Genomic DNA, 16,679 nt, shown 5'->3' on the forward strand with positions numbered 1-16,679 from the left:
GCATCGACCAGGGCAAATGCCCGCTGCATACCGGTAGATCAGTCTTCCGCCGGACCACCCGCCGCATTCTTTACCCCGCACAGACCATGATCGAGGCCGGCGCTCCCGCCGGGCGGCGCCGGATCCCGGCGAGAAGGATCCGGCGGCCTGCGGGCAATCAAGGGTGTGCCTCCTCCCGTACACACCCCACCAAGGAGTCCCGATGGCCGGATCCAGGGCGCCGCGGGCCCGGACATGACGGCGGGACCACCGACCGACGCCGAGATCATCGCGGCCTCGCGGCGCCGCCCCGAAGGCTTCGCCGCGGTCTTCGACCGGTACTACGCCGAGATCCACCGGTACGTGGACCGCCGCCTCGGCGCGGACGCCGCCGACGACATCGCCGCCGAGACGTTCCTGATCGCCTTCCGGGGCCGGGCGGCGTTCGACCCGGCGCACGCCTCGGCGCGGCCGTGGCTGTACGGCATCGCGACCCGGCTCGTCAGCCGGCACCGGCGCACCGAGCTGCGGCGCTACCGGGCGCTGGCCCGGCTGCGGTCGGCCGAGGCCGTCGAAGGGCACGAGGACCGGGTGCTGAGCGCGGTCGCCGCGGCGGACGGCCCGCTGAGCGCGGCCCTGGCGGGCCTGGCGCACGGCGACCGCGACGTCCTGCTGCTGGTCGCGCTCGGCGACCTCGGATACGCCGAGGTCGCCGAGGCCCTGGACATCGCCTACGGCACCGTGTGCTCGCGGCTCAGCCGCGCCCGCCGCAAGATCAAGGCCGTGCTGCCCGACGCCCACCTGGGGGACACCCGTGGATGACCTGGACCGGATCGCCGGACTGCACGCCGCCGAACGGCCCCCGTCGCCGGCCACCACGGCGGCGGCCCGCGCCCGGCTGCTGGCCGAGGCGCGCCCCGCCGTGCGGCGGCCGGGGCCGATGGCACCGCGGACGCGGGTGGCCGTGGCCGCCTTCCTGGCCGCCGCCGTGGTCGCGACCGCCTGGGGGCTGTACGCCTGGCGCACCCGCCCGCTCTACGGGGTCGAGCCGCTGGCGGGGCAGAGCGGCCCGGCGGCCCGGTTCCTGCTCGCGGCGGCCGACGGGCGAGCCCGCAACCCGAGCGACGGCGAGGTCTGGTACCGCCGGTCGACGGTCGGCGGGACCGTCCTGGTGACGTCTCCCTACCGGCCCGGCGTCCGCTACGCGATGGAGGTCGAGCAGGACGACTACACGCTCACCGTGGCCCACGGGACACTCCCCCGGCGCCGTTTCTCTCACGCGGCCACCAGCAGAGGATGGCAGGGGAGGCGGATCGATGTCCGTCCCGCGACGCCCGTCGACCGGACCATCTGGAAGGCCGACCTCCGCCCGGACGCCGCCACCTTGGGCGTTAATGCTCCCGAACGCGCCATCGGACCGGAGATGGGCAATGGCCCGGTTCTGGACTTCGGCGACGAGGACGCCCGCAAGCTGCCCGCCGATCCCGCCAAGCTGCGCGCCTGGCTGCTGAACTACGCGACCCAGTTCGATCATCAGCGACTGCCCGACCCCGACCGCTACCTGTTCGGGAGCGCCTCCTTCCTGCTGGTGGACGCCCCCGTCAGCGACGCGGTGCGGATCGCCACCTACCGGGTCCTCGCCAGCCTGAAGGGCGTCCAGGCCATCACCGCCACCGACGCCGCGGGCCGCATCAGCAAGGGCGTCGCGATGCGCGAGACGACACCCGAGAACGGGACGGTCGAGCTGCAACTCCTCGTGGACGCCCGGACGGGCCGGCTCACCGCGAGCCAGACCGTCATCATCACGCCCGGCTCCCGCAACGCCGGGCTGCGCCCCGGCTCCCGCTGGTTCTATGAGATCGTCCGCCAGGCCGAATGGACCAGGACCCCACCGGAGAAGCTGTTGCCCAAGCCCGACGAGGAGGACGACAACGTGGAAAGAGGGATGGTCGAGATATCGCCGCCCAGTGAGTGAGCCTTCAGCGCGATCCGCGAAGTTTTCCCGACCCTGGGGGTAATCCGGCGCGTCCTTCTCCGACTTCCCGGTGTATCGGCTCCGAGAAGGAAGGAGGTGGCATGGACGAGCGAGAGGCCCGCTTCACCCGCCTCTACGAGAGGTACTACCGCAACGTCTTCGGCTACGTCGTGCTGCGGGTCCCGCCCCAGACGGCCGAGGACCTGACCGGTGAGGTCTTCACGGTCGCCTGGCGGAAGATCGACGAGATCCCCGAGCAGGCGCTGCCGTGGCTGCTGGGCGTGGCCAGGAACCTGGCCCGCCAGTCGCACGGCGCGGCCGGCCGGGCGCGCGGCCTGGTCGACCGGCTGGCCGGCCTGACCACGGACGCCGACCGGCACGCCTGGGACGCCGCGGACCACGTCATCGCCCGCGACCAGGCACTGGCCGCCTTACGCACCCTGTCGGCGAAGGAGGCCGAGGCGGTCACCCTGACCGTCTGGCACGGCCTCGAACCCGCCGAGGCGGCGCGTGTCGCCGGCTGTTCCCGCACCGCCTTCGTCGTCCGGCTGCACCGCGGACGGCGCCGGCTGGCCCGGGCGCTCGAGGCGTCCCATGAACCCGGTGCACGCGTCCTGCGCCCTCAAGTCGTCCAGGAGAAGCAGTGAAGAACGACGAACTCGACCGCGTGATCGACGGGCTGAAGCCCGCCCTGGTCGCCGAACTCGCCGACGCCGCCTACGCGCGGCGCCCCGAGTTGGCGCAGATCCAGGCGCGGGCGTCCACGGTGCAGAGACGGCGGCCGGTCCGGCTGCTGGCCCTCGCCGCCGGCGCGACCGCGGTGGCGGCGGCGCTGGCCGTGAACGCGCTGCCCAGCAACCCCCGGCAGAACGGGACGATCGACACCCGCACGTTCCTGCTGTCCAGCGCGGAGACCGCCGCCAAGCAGCCCGCCACCCACGGGACCTGCTGGTACAGCCGGACCCGCATGTGGCAGGACCTGATGCCCTTCAAGGCCGGCCCCGGCCTCCCGACCCCCGCAGGCAAGCGGCGAACGTTCCAGGCACAGACCGCGAGCAGCGCCGAGAACTGGGTGTGCACCCGGTCGGGCGGAACCGGCATGAGGTTCCGCATGCACGGCCCGCTGGACATCACGGCCACCTTCCCCACCAAGAAGGACGAGGCGGCCTGGAAGGCGGCGGGTTCGCCGCCGCTCGACATCAACGGCGGCACGACGGCCTCCAAGCCGGCCACGATCACGTACGACAAGCCCACAGGCAAGGAGTACAAGTACAAGGCCTCGCACCTGGTCAACCCCAGCATCGGCTCGCACGAGATCGAGTGGACGACCATCGCAACACTGCCGGCGACCAAAAGCGGCCTGGAGGGCTACCTGCGGAAACTGTGGCAGCAGGACCGCAAGGGCGGCGCGAACGGCTACGTCGCCCCCGCCGACTTCGGCCGGTACGTCTTCGTCAGCGCCTGGGACCTGTTCATGGCCCCGACCACCCCCGGCACGCGGGCGGCTCTCTACCGGATCCTCGCCGACTCCCCGTCCGTCCACGTCACCGGCCAGATCAAGGACCGGCTGGGCCGGACCGGCATGGCCGTCACCGCGCAAGGCGTCGACGGCGTGCGGCTCGTGGTGGACCCGGCGACCGCCCGGTTCCTCGCCTTCGAGCAGCTGTCCAGCGACCCCGACCCGCAAACGGGCCGCGGCCCGCAGGTAGGCGACTACTACGCCTTCGAACGCCAGGGCTGGGTGAACAAGATCGGCGCCGTTCCCACCCCCTGACCCGCACGGACGACGGCCGCGCACCCCTCAGACCTCACCGGTGCCGGTTTGCGGTGTTGATCGCGTGAATACACTGTGCCGCGGCACCCCCGCCCCCGTCCGGTGGTGCCTCCGGCACGGCCCTCGTCGCATGCGATCGGGCACAGAGCCTCGGGTGAAGGGGACGCTCTGCGCCGCTGGCCTGGCCGCTTGTCCCCGTGCCGGTGATCATCCGGATTGAAGTCAGCGAGGACACATGCCGACGCACGAGTGGACGCTTGCCCAGGATCCCCACGGCCCGGGTGGCCGACAGCGGCACCGGAAGGCGCTCCTCATCGCCGTGATCGTGGCGGGCGCCGTCGGCCTGCTCTACCTGCTCGTCCCTGCCCTCACCGGGAAGGACACGCCCCGTCTCGGCCACCGGACCTACAACGCCCAGGTCAGCTGCCAGGTGGAGACCACCGGGGGCGTCGGGACGGTCACGATCGACGGCACCATCAAGGGCGACTCGAACCGCTTCCAGGTGACGGTCGAGGTGCTCGACGCCGCGACCAAGCAGCGCATCGGAGAGCGCACGTTCGACGTCCGCGACACCACGACCTTCAGCGGCACCACCCCGGCCCAGACACCACCCGGCCCGGCGGGCATCGACTGCCGCATCACCAAGGTCGTCTGACTCGTATTCCCCCTGACCTGCACGAACGGCGGGCCTCCCCCACCGGCTCTACGAGATCAGGCAGATGCCCCACCGCCTCCACCACGCCTGCGCTGGCCGTGCTCGCATGATCCAGTCGGCAAGGGCGTCGGCCTCGATCAGAAGCCCGAGCCCCCGCTCACGGCCCTCCGCTCCCGAACGTGATCCAGTCTCAAAGCAACTGTGAGTGACCACGGCTGCTTTTCGTGTTGGAGGTGCCGCCGGGAAGCCGACACCCGGCGTCATCTGGCATCCGTCCGCGTCGTCACGGTGGTCACGATCAGTAGCCGCGCCAGGTAAGAGGTGACCCAGAATTCCAAGCTCGCTGCCAGGCCTCGGCGCTCCCTGGACCGGGCGGTCTTCTCTGAATCGAGGGCAATTCTGGTGCTTAACCGACGTTCGGGAGTACTGAAGTTCTGCCATTCTTCGCGCTCATCCTGCGGTGTGACGGAATGTCTGAACTCCCCTGCATCCTGGCCATGCCACCAGCGCCGACGCACGCCGTCGGGATCATCCGACCGCACTGCGCCCGAACCATCCCGGTTCACCCTGGGCGTGTCCGCAACCACCTGCTTGGAGCGCGCGCGGCAGACACACCGCCGGCCACTGCCCACGGGCCGACGCTTGGCGGAGCCGGACCAATGGTGGATGATCACGTGTACGACACATCGCATTTGGGGGCTTTTCGGGTGAAGTGTTTTCGAAGCACGAGCCCGTGGAGGCGGAGCACTCTGCCGACGGCCGCCGTCGCTGTGGTGACCTTGTTCGCTGCCGCCGGTGACGTCATCCCCGACGTTCCGGTCACGCGGAGCGCCAAGCCCCAGCCGGGCTGCGCCTCTGCACTACCCCACGGCAGAAGCTCCTCAGCGCCCACGCCCGGCGCAGCGGCGTCGCGCGAGGCGAGCCGCTCCGTCAAGGGAGCCGGCGGCCATGGTGGTGACTTCAACGGCGACGGTCGTCGCGACATCGCCGTCTCGGTTTCTTTCCGCATGGCGGACGCGCCCGGCAAGGTCCTGCCCGGAGAGTGGTCGGGCGCCTATGTCGCCGTATTCCCAGTGATCCGCATGCTCCGGACCCGGCCAGACGGCAGATCATCACCCATGGCTGCCTGGACGTGCCGACCCGCGGCAAGCCGAACTACACGTTCGGCACGATGCTGGACTCGGCCGACTTCGACCGCGACGGCTACGACGACCTGGTGGCGGCCGGGCAAGACGGGGGCTGCAACGGTCTCGGGGACGCCGCCGTGACGATCATCTATGGCGGTGCGAACGGGCCCACCACCCGTGCGGTGGAACTCGTCTCACCAGGAACGAACGGGGTCTTCGACAAGGTGGCGATCGGGGATTTCGGCGGCAACGGCGAACTCGACATCGTCGCCACGACAGGAGCGTTCAGCGCTCTGTACCTGTTCCGCAACGTGGTCGACCGGCCCGTCCCCGTCGAACGCAGCAGGCTGATCAGGAAACCGCCGCATGGACGTGGCGCCGAGGATTCTTTCGAGTCTCTCCAGGTCGCCGACTTCAACGCCGATGGCCGCTCCGACCTCGCGGTGATGGTCAAGTGGAGCACCCAAGGCGAAAGAAGCCATGACTGGGGCGAACTGCGGCTCGGCGGCCCGCGTGGCCTGAGCGAGCGGGCCACTGTGTTCGGCCGCGGCCGGGTAGGACTGGAGTCGATGGCTGGCGACGTCACCGGCGACGGCCGGCCCGACCTGGTCATGCGGGACACCGGCAGGGCGATGACGGTGGTGCCGGGAACCTCCACCGGACTTGGAGCCCCGCAGAGCCTCCCCCTTCCGCCCACCCTCGAGCCCCTTGACCCCGACCCCGGAGTGCCCCTGAACTCGGGCACAGCACCCGGATTCACCGTCGGCGACGTGACCGGCGACGGCACTGCGGACGTCACCGTCACCGAAAACGGCAAGGTCGCCGTCCTTCCCGGCGGCGTGCGGCCCGCCCAGGCCGAGACCATCGATGAGGACAGCCTGCCGCAGCCCGCCAGCAGCGACCCGCGGCAGATCGGCGGCTTGTCCGTCGCCGATCTGACCGGGGATGGCACACCAGACCTCGTCATCGGGGTCCCCGAGTGGTCGACCCGGGCGGGAGGGCGCCTCTACATCCTCCCCGGCGGCCGGCCCCGGGACGCCACGACCATCAGCGGCACCCAGCTGGGCCTCACCCAGCGGCCGAACGGCGGTTTCGGCCTGGTCCTCCTGCCCTGACCTGCACGAACGACGAGCCCCCGCCAGGCGAACACCTCATCGCCTCCAGCGCGCCTGCGCCGACCGAGCTCGCAAGATCTGACCGGCAAGGGCGTCGAAGGCGTCGGCCTCGCTCAGACGACCAAGCCCGCCGCCGGGAGGTAGGCCCACCGCCCTTCCCCGTCAATGCCTTAGGGCCTTCCGGCCGTCCGGCGATCCCACTGGGGCCATAGGCCGTAGCCGTCCATGATGGCCTGGTGGACCTGCCGGGACGCGCGTTCCAGCCCTTCGGCCATGCCCAGAAGGCGAGCCCGCTCGACGGGATCGCGCACCTTTCCCAGGTCGTCGTGCAGTTCGTCGGCGACGGCCTGCAGGGCGTGGGGCTGAGCGGCCACGCGACGCATCGCCCGGCGCGCGCCGGAAGTCTTGAGCAGGACCATGTAGACCGGGTAGCCGCTCATGACGCCTCCGCCCGCAGGACGGCGTACACGCATTTCCCGCCCCCCTCTAGGACGTTGACGCCCCAGCGGAGGGCCAACTCCCCCACGATGGCCATTCCGCGGCCGTTCTCGCGGGAAGGGTCCGGCGGCAGCGCGTACGGGTGTCCGTCGCCGCGGTCCCATACCTCGACGACCGGCCCGTGGTCGGAGATGTAGAGCCGGAGGATGATCGGCTCTCCGGCGGCCGTGCCGTGGTGGAGTGCGTGGGTGGCCAGCTCGGAGACCACGAGCACGGCCGTGAACGTGTCCATTCCGTGCCGCTCGCACCCTTCGGTGGTGAAATCACGCGCCTTTTTGATCGCCCCGGCTTCCGCCGGAAGCATGATCGCGCTACTTCCGCTCCGGCCCGCCTCCGCCGACGGCGGCCCGCCGCTCGCTCTGATCATCGTCTGACCTCGGTTTCGAGTGCCTGGTAGGGGCTTCATCCAGCCAGGGTCCGGCGTAGCGCGACAGCGCACCTACACAGAGTGTCGACTTCTGGTCAGTTCGGTTCATCGGTGGTTCAGTTGAGTTCATCCGGGAGCGCACATGAGCAAAGTGCAGCCGACAACCGAGTCGCTACATTTTGGCGCCATCGTCAACGAGCATCGAGAGCTCGCGAAGATGACCCGCGCTCAACTGGCAAGCAAGTTCCCGGTGAGCCCCAGCTACATCGGCCGCACCATCAAGGGAACGACGAGGTGCTCCTACGAGAACGCCGAGAAGCTTGACGAGCTGCTCAACGCCTGTGGCCACATCACCGACGCATGGAAAAAGCTCAACAGCGGTTTCCCGGCCTACTATCAGGACTTTCAGGCGAAGGAGGCGACAGCTTCCCTCCTTCGAACCTACTCGCTTCTACTCGTAGACGGACTGTTCCAGACAAAAGAGTACGCCTTTGAGCTGTTGAGAGACGACAAGGCAGTGGCGAACAGGCTCAAGCGGCAAGAAGTCCTACAGCGTATACCGACACCCATGTTCTGCCTCGTTCTCGACGAAGGAGTCCTGTACCGGAGGATCGGGAGCAAGGAAACAATGCGCGAGCAACTACAGCACCTCGTCGAGGTGTCGCAGCGGGACGGGGTGTTCGTGCAGATCGCACCCTTCGCCTATCACCGCGGAGCTCGGTCATCGTTCTCGATCGCAACGCAGGGCGATGACTCCAGCACCGTGTACATCGAAAAGACCACGAACGGCGAGACCACTACACTTCCCGCCCAGATCGGCGAGTCCGTGCGGGTCTTCGCTAGACTACAGTCTCAGTCCCTATCTCCAAATGCGACGCGCGATCTTCTGCGAAAGGCGATAGAAGAGAAATGGACCTGAGCATCGTTGAATGGCACAAATCTCGCCGCAGCAGCGAGCAAGGCGACCAGTGCATCGAACTCGCCGCCATCCACGGTGCCGTCGCCGTCTGCGACTCGAAGGACCCTGCCGGCCCCAAGCTGCTGATCGAGCGCGCCGACTTCCGCCACTTCGGGAACGCGCTGAAAAACATCTAGCACAACGCAGACCCCTGTCCCGCGCGAGGTGGTCCCGCCGCATCCGGGCGGGACCACCTCGCGTTCCCAAGCCGATCGCCCCGTTGTGAAGCCGGCCCGTCACCTTCACCGCTCGACGGCATCTGCGACCGAACCGTCCGGGCGCTCTGACCGGCCCAGCGGACACCTCCTCGGCGATGGCCCCGCTGGGGTCGGCCCGGAACGCCTTGCCTCTCGAAGATCACCGTTAAATCGGACACGGACCCCATGGCCATCAAAAGAACCTGCATCCGCGCGCCCATCGAAGTCGGAAACGCCAGGGCCGCCAAACAGTGATCCACATCACAGAAAAGCCGGGTAAACGTCCAAGTCAATCGAGGCGTCCCGCAAGGGAAGATCGACAAGTCGACAAGTCGGTTCCCCCGTCACCTAGAGCGAACTTTCTCAGGGGTCGCTCACCAGTGGAAAGAACGCGTCGCGCCAGGTCAATGCCTCATTTCACAAGTACTCGCATGTGTGCTCTCGCGGCCCCGGGCACACCGCGGACACGAAGCCGGTGGCCCCTCGGCAAGAGAGCCGTCACAGCCCGCCTCGCCCAAGGCTCCCGGGCAGCAGTACGCCGCCCCCTCCAGAGACGGCCGGTGCACGCCGCTACACCATTCCCGCTTCCCTGATCACCCGTCGAGCCGTCGGTCGGCCAAGCCGCTCACCAGCAAGAACCCGTTGACTATCCACAGGAAACAATCGTTATGAAAAGCCTCGTGCGCAAGCGAGCAAGGATCGCCGCTGTGGCGGCCGGTCTTGCGAGCATCGGTGTTCTCACTCCCATCGTCGTCTCGCACGCGGCGGTGGGGCACACCAAGTCCTATGCCTACGGATCGCACAAGCGGCAGGCGCTGGACGCCTACTGGAACGACCCGAAACCGGGCAGCTCCCAGCCGGGCATCGTGATCCTGCACGGCGGCTACTGGCAGACGGGCAAGAAGATCGACTGGAAGGCCAACGCCGAGTGGTTCGCCGGCCAGGGGTTCGCGGTGTTCTCCGTCGACTACCGGTTCAACACCGATGCCCCGTGGCCCGCACCTCGCGATGACGCCATGGCGGCCGTGGCATGGATCAAAAGCCACGCCTCGTCGTTCAGGCTCGACCCCGGCCGGATCGCGGTCATCGGCTCGCAGTCGGGCGGGCAGCTGGCCGCCCACCTGGGGACCTCCGGCAGCGGCGGCGCACGGGTGCGGGGGGTGGTGGGCCTTTCCCCCATCGCCTCACCGCGGCTGGCGTACGACTCGGCGCAGACCTCGGCGTCCACCACGTCCCAGCGCAAGGCCCGTGACCAGACGGTGCTGCTGGCCAACTGCTCGCCCACCTACTCCGAGCCGGTGTGCGCCGCCCGCTACCAGGACATGGCCGCCGCCACCGGAGCCTCCGCCGACGATGCCCCCATGCTGCTGGTCCACTCGGCCGGCGACATGTTCCCGGCCCTCCACAGCGAGCAGCTGCGCACGGCCCTCACCGCTGCAGGCGACGGTGACGTCACCGTCAGGACCGTCACGGGCTCGGCCAGCGGCGGCCCGTTGCTCACCACGGGCGAGCGCGACCAGGTCCTCGCCTGGATCCGAGCCCGCACCGCATCCCGCGCAGCGGTATCGGCCACCACCCCGCGGCCGGGCGACACCACGGGGAAAAGGCCGCCCGCGCTGGTGCCCTCCAGACGCACCACCGACGACGGGACCGCGGCCGCCCCCAGGATCTCTGCCCGCACCACCGCGTCCCGTATCGAGCAGACCGGCTTGGCCTACGGCACCGACGCGCGCCAGAAGATCGATGCGTACTACCATCCGAGCGCCGCCCGGCGCCCGGCGATCCTGATGATCCACGGCGGCTACTGGTACGAGGGTGACAAGTCCTCCTGGGCCGGGCAGGCCCGCTGGTTCAGCGACCACGGCTACGCCGTCTTCGCGGCCGGCTACCGGCTCAACACCCAGGCGGCCTGGCCCGCGCAGCGCACCGACGTCATCGCCGCCGTCAACTGGATCAAGGTCCGCGCCGCCACCTATGCCGTCGACCCCAAGCGCGTCGTCCTGCTCGGCTCCTCCGCCGGCGGGCACCTGGTCACCAATGTCGGCACCTACGGCACGGGCACCGGCACCGTGAAGGCCGTCGCCGCGGTCTCGCCCGTCGCCAGCCCCTACAAGGCCTACTACGACGGTGAAGCCGCCGGCGCCAAGAACAACCGCCACAAGCTCCGCGACACCGCCGTCCTGCTGACCCGGTGCACCCCGGAGAAGGCCGACACCGCCTGCTGGAACCGCTGGGTCGACGCCGTCAGCTTCAACCACGCCAGTGCCGGCGACACCCCGATGTACCTCGTCCACTCGGCAGGCGACTTCGTCCCCCCGCAGCACTCGGTCAAGCTGTGCCAGAGGCTCGCCGCCGTCAAGGTCTCCTGCACCGCCCGCACGATCACCGGCAGCGCCCACGGCATGGACGTGCTGGCCTCCGGGACCGTCCGCGACGACCTCCTCAAGTGGATTCAGGACCACGATTGATCGCCCCGCCGGCAGACGCGGGCGCGCCCTCCGCCGGGGACGGCTCGGCTTTCAGGAGCGACACCTTCGCCGCTTCGGGCGCCGGCGTGGTCGCGCGGCGGGACGGCCGGAAGGCGAAGGTGAGCCCCGCGGCGAGCATGGCGAAGGGGATGGCGGGCAGCACGTATCGGTAGTCGAAGTCCGCCGTCGCGGCCGGGACGACCAGCAGGGCCAGCGCGGTGGACCAGGGCAGCAGCACGTCCCCGCCGAAGCGCCGGGCCCGCAGCAGCACGCCGGCCAGCCCGATCGCCATGAAGGCGCCGAGGGCGGGGCCCGGCAGGTAGGCCCAGTCCTGGTAGTCGCGCATGGTCTGCCCGTAGGGCTCGACCACGCGGGCGGCGGCGCTGGAACCGCCGTACATGCGGCCGAGTACGGCCTCACGGTCCCGGATGGAGGCGCCGACGGGGAACTCGTACTCCGCGGCGGTGTCCGGCGTCGGATAGGGGGCGCGGCCCGGTTCGAAAGCGCGGAAGGTGTCGCGCCAGATCACCTTGACGTAGTCACCGGGCTGCTTGGTGATCGCCGCCGTCGCGAACTCGCCCGCCAGTTCGTTGGCCTGCGGGTCGTACAGGCGGGCGGGCAGCTTCGCGAACCCCGAATCCTCGCCCCACAGCGCCTGGAAGGCGGGGGCGACGGCCGGGTCGCGAGGCAGGCCGTCACGGCACAAGATGGCGACCTCCGGGCGCGGCTTGATGACCGTGCACTTGGCGAAGTCGACGGTCCGGCCGTAGAGCCAGATCTTGTCGGTGCTGGTCAGCGCGTAGGTGCCGTAGGCCGAGTGGAACCACGTCATGTAGGCCGCGATCGGGAAGACCGCGGCGCCCACCGCGGCCGCCACCGGCCGCCACCCGGCCCGCCTGGCGGCCATGCAGACCAGCGCGACGGCGAGCATCGGCAGTCCCACCGAGCGGACCAGCGCCGCGCAGGAGAAGATCAGCCCGGTCAGCGCGCCGGCCCACCAGGGCATGCGCCGCCGCCACATGATCACCGCGACGCCGAGGACCAGCATGCAGGTGAACAGCGAGTCCGAGAGCAGCATGTGCTCGAGCTGGACGACGTAGGCGTCGTAGAGCACCGGGACGGCCGCCGGCGCGGCCACGAGCCCCGGAACCCAGATCCGGCCCGGCCAGGCCGCCCGGACGCCGCGCCACACCAGGGCGTACACCACGGTGCCGGCCAGCAGGCCGAGCGCGTGCTGGACGGTCAGCACGACGGTGAAGTCGTGGAACGGCCGGAGCAGCCGCAGGAAGATCGAGTAGCCGCCGGGGCGCAGCTGCGACGGCGTGTCGTCCAGTGCCGTCCGCAGGTAGGTGGGCGAGTCGCCGAACAGCAGCATCGACGGGAAACCGCGGATGGCGGTCCAGCGGAGCCCGCAGGCCCCCAGCAGGAGCAGGGCGAACAGCCCGTGCCCGAGCAGCAGTCCGCCCGTCCGACGGGCCAGGCGCCGGCCGGCCCCGTCACCGCGATCTGTCGTTACGAGATACCGCGCTCCCCGTGACACAGCTCGCATGGCTGCAGCATAGTGCCGGGAAGGTCATCTTCCCGGTCCGGCCTCGGAACCAGGCCGGCGACCGGGCCGCAGGTCCGGCGCCCCGCCCCGCCACCGGACTTCCCGGCCGGTCCCCGCTTAGTGCCGCTCTCCCTGGTCGGAGGCGTTTATCTCAAAGGCAGCGAAAGTTCATATACCCTGACCCTGGTGAAGATTTGGGTAAATCGGGATTGATGGGGGTTCGGTGACGTAGGACACTGCCACCGAATCACCCCCGGTGATCGTCCGTACCTCCCAGACGTGCCGGCGGAGCCAGGACCGGCGGCCGCGCACCTCCCTCACCAGCCGAGCCCGGCGGCGACGCCGGCGGTCACCGCGGTGACCGGCGGGGACCCGGCACGGCTCCTGACCGCCGCTTCCGACCGTCCGACCCGAGCACCTTTCCGCACACCTCCCTATGCGTTGACTGAGTGGGGCCATGTCACCAAAGATCAGTGTCGTCGTTCCGTTCCACAATCTGGAGCAGTACCTCGGAGATTGCCTGGAGTCGCTGGGCCGGCAGACCCTGCACGACCTCGAAGTGGTCATGGTCGACGACGGCTCCACCGACGGCGGCACGATCATCGCCAAGGAGTACGCGGCCCGCGACCCGCGCTTCGTGCTGGTGCAGCTGGAGGAGAGCCAGGGCCCCGGCCCGGCCCGCAACGCCGGCATCAAGCGGGCCGCCGGGGAGTACCTGGCCTTCGCCGACGGCGACGACGTACTGGCCCCTTACGCCTACGAGCTGATGGTCGGCTCCCTGGAGGAGACCGGCTCCGACATCGTCTCGGGGAACGTGCGGCGGTTCGACTCGGCCAAGAGCTGGCCCTGCTGGCTGCACGAGGAGGCCTGCGCCACCACCCGGCTGCGCACGCACATCCGCAAGCACCCCGCCCTGCTCCAGGACCGGACGGTCTGGAACAAGGTCTTCCGGCGCTCCTTCTGGGACCGGCACAAGCTGACCTACCCGCACATGCTCTACGAAGACCCGCCCGTCATGATCGCCGCCCATGTGCTGGCCGAGTCGGTGGACGTGCTGTCCAGCACGGTCTACTACTGGCGCCGCCGTGAGGGCTCGATCACCAGGCGGCGCGACGAGCTGGCGAACATCACCGACCGCATGAAGTCGGTCGAGATGGTGCAGGTCTTCCTGAAGGAGCACGCGCCGGACCTGAAGACCAAGTTCGACGGATACGCCCTCGACGTCGACCTCGGCATCCTCACCGAGAGCCTGCTGGCCGCCGAGGGCGACGCCCAGCAGCAGATCTACGACCTCGGCGTGGCGTGCCTGCAGCGGTCCGACCTCGAGGCGCTGCGGCACCTGCCGGTGAACCGCCGGCTCACCTTCCACCTGCTCGGCCGGCACCTGCTGCCCGAGCTGGAGGAGGCCGTGGAGTTCGAGAAGCGGCAGGCCAAGGACGTGCGCATCGTGCGGCGCGGGCGGCTGCGCAAGCGCTGGTACGCCGAGTACCCCTTCTTCGAGGACCCCGCCAAGAACGTGCCGCTCGACATCTACGAGGTCACCGACGACCTCAAGCTGTGGGCCCAGGTCGACGAGGTGAGCTGGCAGGGGGGCCGGCTGCGCCTTGAGGGGCACGCCAACTTCGAGCGGCTGCAGGTCGCCGGCCCGCAGGACCTGGACATCCGGATGTGGCTGGAGGCGCCCAAGCGCGGCAAGCGCATCGCCCTGGACGTCCAGCGGGTGCGGCGTCCCGACGTCACCGCCGACTCCTGGCAGCGGGCGGTCAGCTACGACGGGTCGGGCTTCGCCGTGGAGATCGACCCCGAGCAGCTGAAGCACACCGGCAAGTGGCGGCAGATCACCTGGCAGCTGCACATCGAGGCCTCGGTGCCCGGGCTGAAGCGCAGCCAGGCCGTCGACAGCCCCGCGCAGGCCCGGGTGAAGTGGGCCCCGGACCGGCAGGTGGCCGCGCACACCCGGGTGCAGCCGGTCGCCGCCCCCGACGGCTTCCTGGTGCAGGTCCGGCGGGACGAGGCCGTCGTGACCGGGCACCGCCAGGTCGACGGGGAACTGCTCCTGGAAGGCGTGCTGACCAGCGACCCCGGAGCCGGCGTGCGGGTGCAGGCCTCGCGGGTGCACGCCGGCGACGACACCTCCGTGCAGGGACCGGTGGAGATCGTCCCGGCGGTCGACGGAACCTATGGCTTCACCGCCCGGCTACCGCTGGACGAGCTGGTCTCGGGCCCCGAGGGGCCGGCCGCGGCCGGCGGGCTGTCCCAGATCCGCGACAGCGTCGACTGGGACATCCGGCTGGCCGTCGGGGACAAGCTCATCAAGCCGGCCACGCCGGGCGGCTTCCCCGAGGGCCGCTACCCCACCCCGGGCCAGGAGTTCGCCGTCACCCGCACCCGGTACGGGAACCTGCGCGGCGTCGAGCGCACCCGGCGGCCCGTGGTCACCGACGTGCGCTGGGCCGACGGCGACCGGCTGGTGCTGAGCGGCGACCACTGTTCCCCGGTGGACCGGCCCGAGCGGCTCATGCTGCGCCGGCGCCGCTCCAGCGAGACCTACGACTTCCCGCTGGTCTGGGACGGCGACCGGTTCACCGCCGAGTTCCGGCCGGGCGCCATCTCGGTGTTCGGCACCACGCGCGCCCTCGGCAGCGGCGTCTGGGAGATGCTGGCCCGCACGGCCGCCGGCGAGGAGACGCTGGTGGCCGTCGAGCGCTCCGCCCTCGCCACGCTGCCCGAGCCGCACGTCGCCGGCGTGCACCGGGTGACCGTGGACGCCTACCAGGTCGACGCCCTGCTGATGCGCATCCGGGCGGACCAGCCCGACGAGGACCGCGGCGCCTTCGCGCAGCGGCGCATCCAGGAGAACGACTACCCGGCGATGCGGCGCCTGCCGCTGCGCGAGATGGTGGTCTTCGACTCCTACGCCGGGGCCCAGTACTCCTGCAGCCCGCGCGCGATCTACGAGGAGATCCGGCGCACGCGCCCCGACCTGGAGTGCGTCTGGGCCTCCAAGGACGGGCGCTTCGAGGTGCCCGGCGACGCGCGCGTCGTGCTGTACGACACCCGGGAGCACTACGAGGCCCTCGCCCGGGCCCGCTACATCGTCGCCAACTTCGGCGTGCCGCCGTGGTTCGTCAAGCGCGACGACCAGTTCTACCTGCAGACCTGGCACGGCACCCCGCTGAAGAAGCTCGCCTTCGACCTGCGCGACATGGCCTACCGGCGGACCGAGTCGCTGGACTGGATGGACCGCGAGGTGCCGGCCTGGGACATCCTGGTGTCGCCGAACCCCTTCACCACGCCGATCATGCGCCGGGCCTTCCGCTACGAGGGCGAGATCCTGGAGGCGGGCTACCCGCGCAACGACATCCTGCGCGCCCCCGACCGCGCGAGCCGCGCGGCGCGGGTGCGCGAGATCCTCGGCATCCCGGCGGGCAAGCGGATCGTGCTGTACGCGCCGACCTGGCGCGACGACCAGCACCTGGCGCCCGGCAAGCGCGCCTTCTCGCTGGAGCTGGACCTGGCCGAGGCGCACGCCGCGCTCGGCGACGACCACGTGGTCCTGGTCCGCGCGCACTACCTGATCACCGACCGGACCTGGGCCCGGTCGGACGGCTCGGTCATCGACGTCTCGCACTACCCCGACATCGCCGACCTCTACCTGGTCGCCGACGCGCTGGTGACCGACTACTCCTCGGCGATGTTCGACTTCGCCGGCACCGGCAAGCCGCAGATCTTCTTCACCTACGACCTGGAGACCTACCGCGACCACGTCCGCGGCTTCTACATGGACTTCGAGTCCGAGGCCCCGGGTCCGCTGGTGAGCACCTCCGCCGAGGTCTTCGCGGCCATCAAGCGGATGGACGAGCTCACCGCCGAGTACGCCGACGCCTACCGGGCCTTCGTCGCCAAGTACTGCCCGTACGACGACGGCCAGGCCGCCGCACGCGCCGTCGAGCGCGTCTTCGGCTCGAGCTGAGCGGACAGAGGGGAACCGGCACCGCCGGCGGACCGCTTCGGTCC

General features: G+C 70.3%; 13 protein-coding genes. 10 read left to right on the forward strand and 3 right to left on the reverse strand.

The genetic code is table 11. The features are described from left to right. The first annotated feature begins 234 nt into the window (after window positions 1-234). From ACRB68_RS26355 to ACRB68_RS42590, 6 genes are all read left to right on the forward strand, one after another. Window positions 235-801, forward strand: coding sequence for an RNA polymerase sigma factor (locus ACRB68_RS26355; protein ID WP_153536830.1), 567 nt, complete (start codon window positions 235-237; stop codon window positions 799-801). Beyond that, window positions 794-1,954: a hypothetical protein gene (locus ACRB68_RS26360; RefSeq protein WP_153536833.1), complete on the forward strand. Its 1,161-nt coding sequence runs from the start codon at window positions 794-796 to the stop codon at window positions 1,952-1,954. Before ACRB68_RS26355 ends, ACRB68_RS26360 begins: the two co-directional genes overlap by 8 nt. Window positions 1,955-2,055: 101 nt before the next feature. Further along, window positions 2,056-2,601, forward strand: a complete 546-nt coding sequence (locus tag ACRB68_RS26365; protein ID WP_153536835.1) for an RNA polymerase sigma factor — start codon at window positions 2,056-2,058, stop codon at window positions 2,599-2,601. Then, the gene (locus tag ACRB68_RS26370; RefSeq protein WP_153536837.1) at window positions 2,598-3,728 is read left to right on the forward strand and encodes a hypothetical protein; all 1,131 of its coding nucleotides are present in this window, start codon (window positions 2,598-2,600) and stop codon (window positions 3,726-3,728) included. Before ACRB68_RS26365 ends, ACRB68_RS26370 begins: the two co-directional genes overlap by 4 nt. A gap of 235 nt (window positions 3,729-3,963) precedes the next feature. After that, the gene (locus ACRB68_RS26375; protein ID WP_153536839.1) at window positions 3,964-4,383 is read left to right on the forward strand and encodes a hypothetical protein; all 420 of its coding nucleotides are present in this window, start codon (window positions 3,964-3,966) and stop codon (window positions 4,381-4,383) included. Window positions 4,384-5,515: 1,132 nt separating this feature from the next. Continuing rightward, entirely contained in the window at window positions 5,516-6,625 is a 1,110-nt protein-coding gene (locus ACRB68_RS42590) for an FG-GAP and VCBS repeat-containing protein (protein ID WP_153536841.1), read from the forward strand. Between the two features lie 170 nt (window positions 6,626-6,795). Here ACRB68_RS42590 and ACRB68_RS26385 read toward each other — a convergent pair whose 3' ends face one another. Together ACRB68_RS26385 and ACRB68_RS26390 are read right to left on the reverse strand one after the other, a co-directional pair. Next, window positions 6,796-7,065, reverse strand: coding sequence for a hypothetical protein (locus ACRB68_RS26385; RefSeq protein ID WP_153536842.1), 270 nt, complete (start codon window positions 7,063-7,065; stop codon window positions 6,796-6,798). After that, window positions 7,062-7,490 carry an ATP-binding protein gene (locus tag ACRB68_RS26390; RefSeq protein ID WP_194293448.1) on the reverse strand — a complete coding sequence of 143 codons (429 nt, stop codon included), beginning with the start codon at window positions 7,488-7,490 and terminating at the stop codon, window positions 7,062-7,064. The genes ACRB68_RS26385 and ACRB68_RS26390 overlap by 4 nt, the downstream gene beginning before the upstream one ends. 142 nt (window positions 7,491-7,632) lie before the next feature. Here ACRB68_RS26390 and ACRB68_RS26395 point away from each other — a divergent pair, with 142 nt between their 5' ends. The 3 genes from ACRB68_RS26395 (at window position 7,633) to ACRB68_RS26405 (ending at window position 11,113) form a co-directional block, all read left to right on the forward strand. After that, window positions 7,633-8,409 (forward strand): helix-turn-helix domain-containing protein, encoded by a 777-nt coding sequence (locus tag ACRB68_RS26395; protein ID WP_153536846.1) that lies wholly within the window; start codon window positions 7,633-7,635, stop codon window positions 8,407-8,409. Beyond that, window positions 8,400-8,585, forward strand: a complete 186-nt coding sequence (locus tag ACRB68_RS26400; protein WP_153536848.1) for a DUF397 domain-containing protein — start codon at window positions 8,400-8,402, stop codon at window positions 8,583-8,585. Before ACRB68_RS26395 ends, ACRB68_RS26400 begins: the two co-directional genes overlap by 10 nt. A 740-nt stretch (window positions 8,586-9,325) precedes the next feature. Continuing rightward, window positions 9,326-11,113: an alpha/beta hydrolase gene (locus ACRB68_RS26405; protein WP_194293449.1), complete on the forward strand. Its 1,788-nt coding sequence runs from the start codon at window positions 9,326-9,328 to the stop codon at window positions 11,111-11,113. On the opposite strand, the gene ACRB68_RS26410 is transcribed toward ACRB68_RS26405, so the two are convergent. After that, entirely contained in the window at window positions 11,088-12,662 is a 1,575-nt protein-coding gene (locus tag ACRB68_RS26410) for a hypothetical protein (RefSeq protein ID WP_153536851.1), read from the reverse strand. The genes ACRB68_RS26405 and ACRB68_RS26410 overlap by 26 nt on opposite strands. A gap of 457 nt (window positions 12,663-13,119) precedes the next feature. Here ACRB68_RS26410 and ACRB68_RS26415 point away from each other — a divergent pair, with 457 nt between their 5' ends. Further along, window positions 13,120-16,635 (forward strand): bifunctional glycosyltransferase/CDP-glycerol:glycerophosphate glycerophosphotransferase, encoded by a 3,516-nt coding sequence (locus ACRB68_RS26415; RefSeq protein ID WP_153536852.1) that lies wholly within the window; start codon window positions 13,120-13,122, stop codon window positions 16,633-16,635. Window positions 16,636-16,679: the final 44 nt, after the last annotated feature.

Origin of the sequence: Actinomadura macrotermitis, assembly GCF_009604375.1 — a bacterium.
Classification (GTDB): domain Bacteria; phylum Actinomycetota; class Actinomycetes; order Streptosporangiales; family Streptosporangiaceae; genus Spirillospora; species Spirillospora macrotermitis.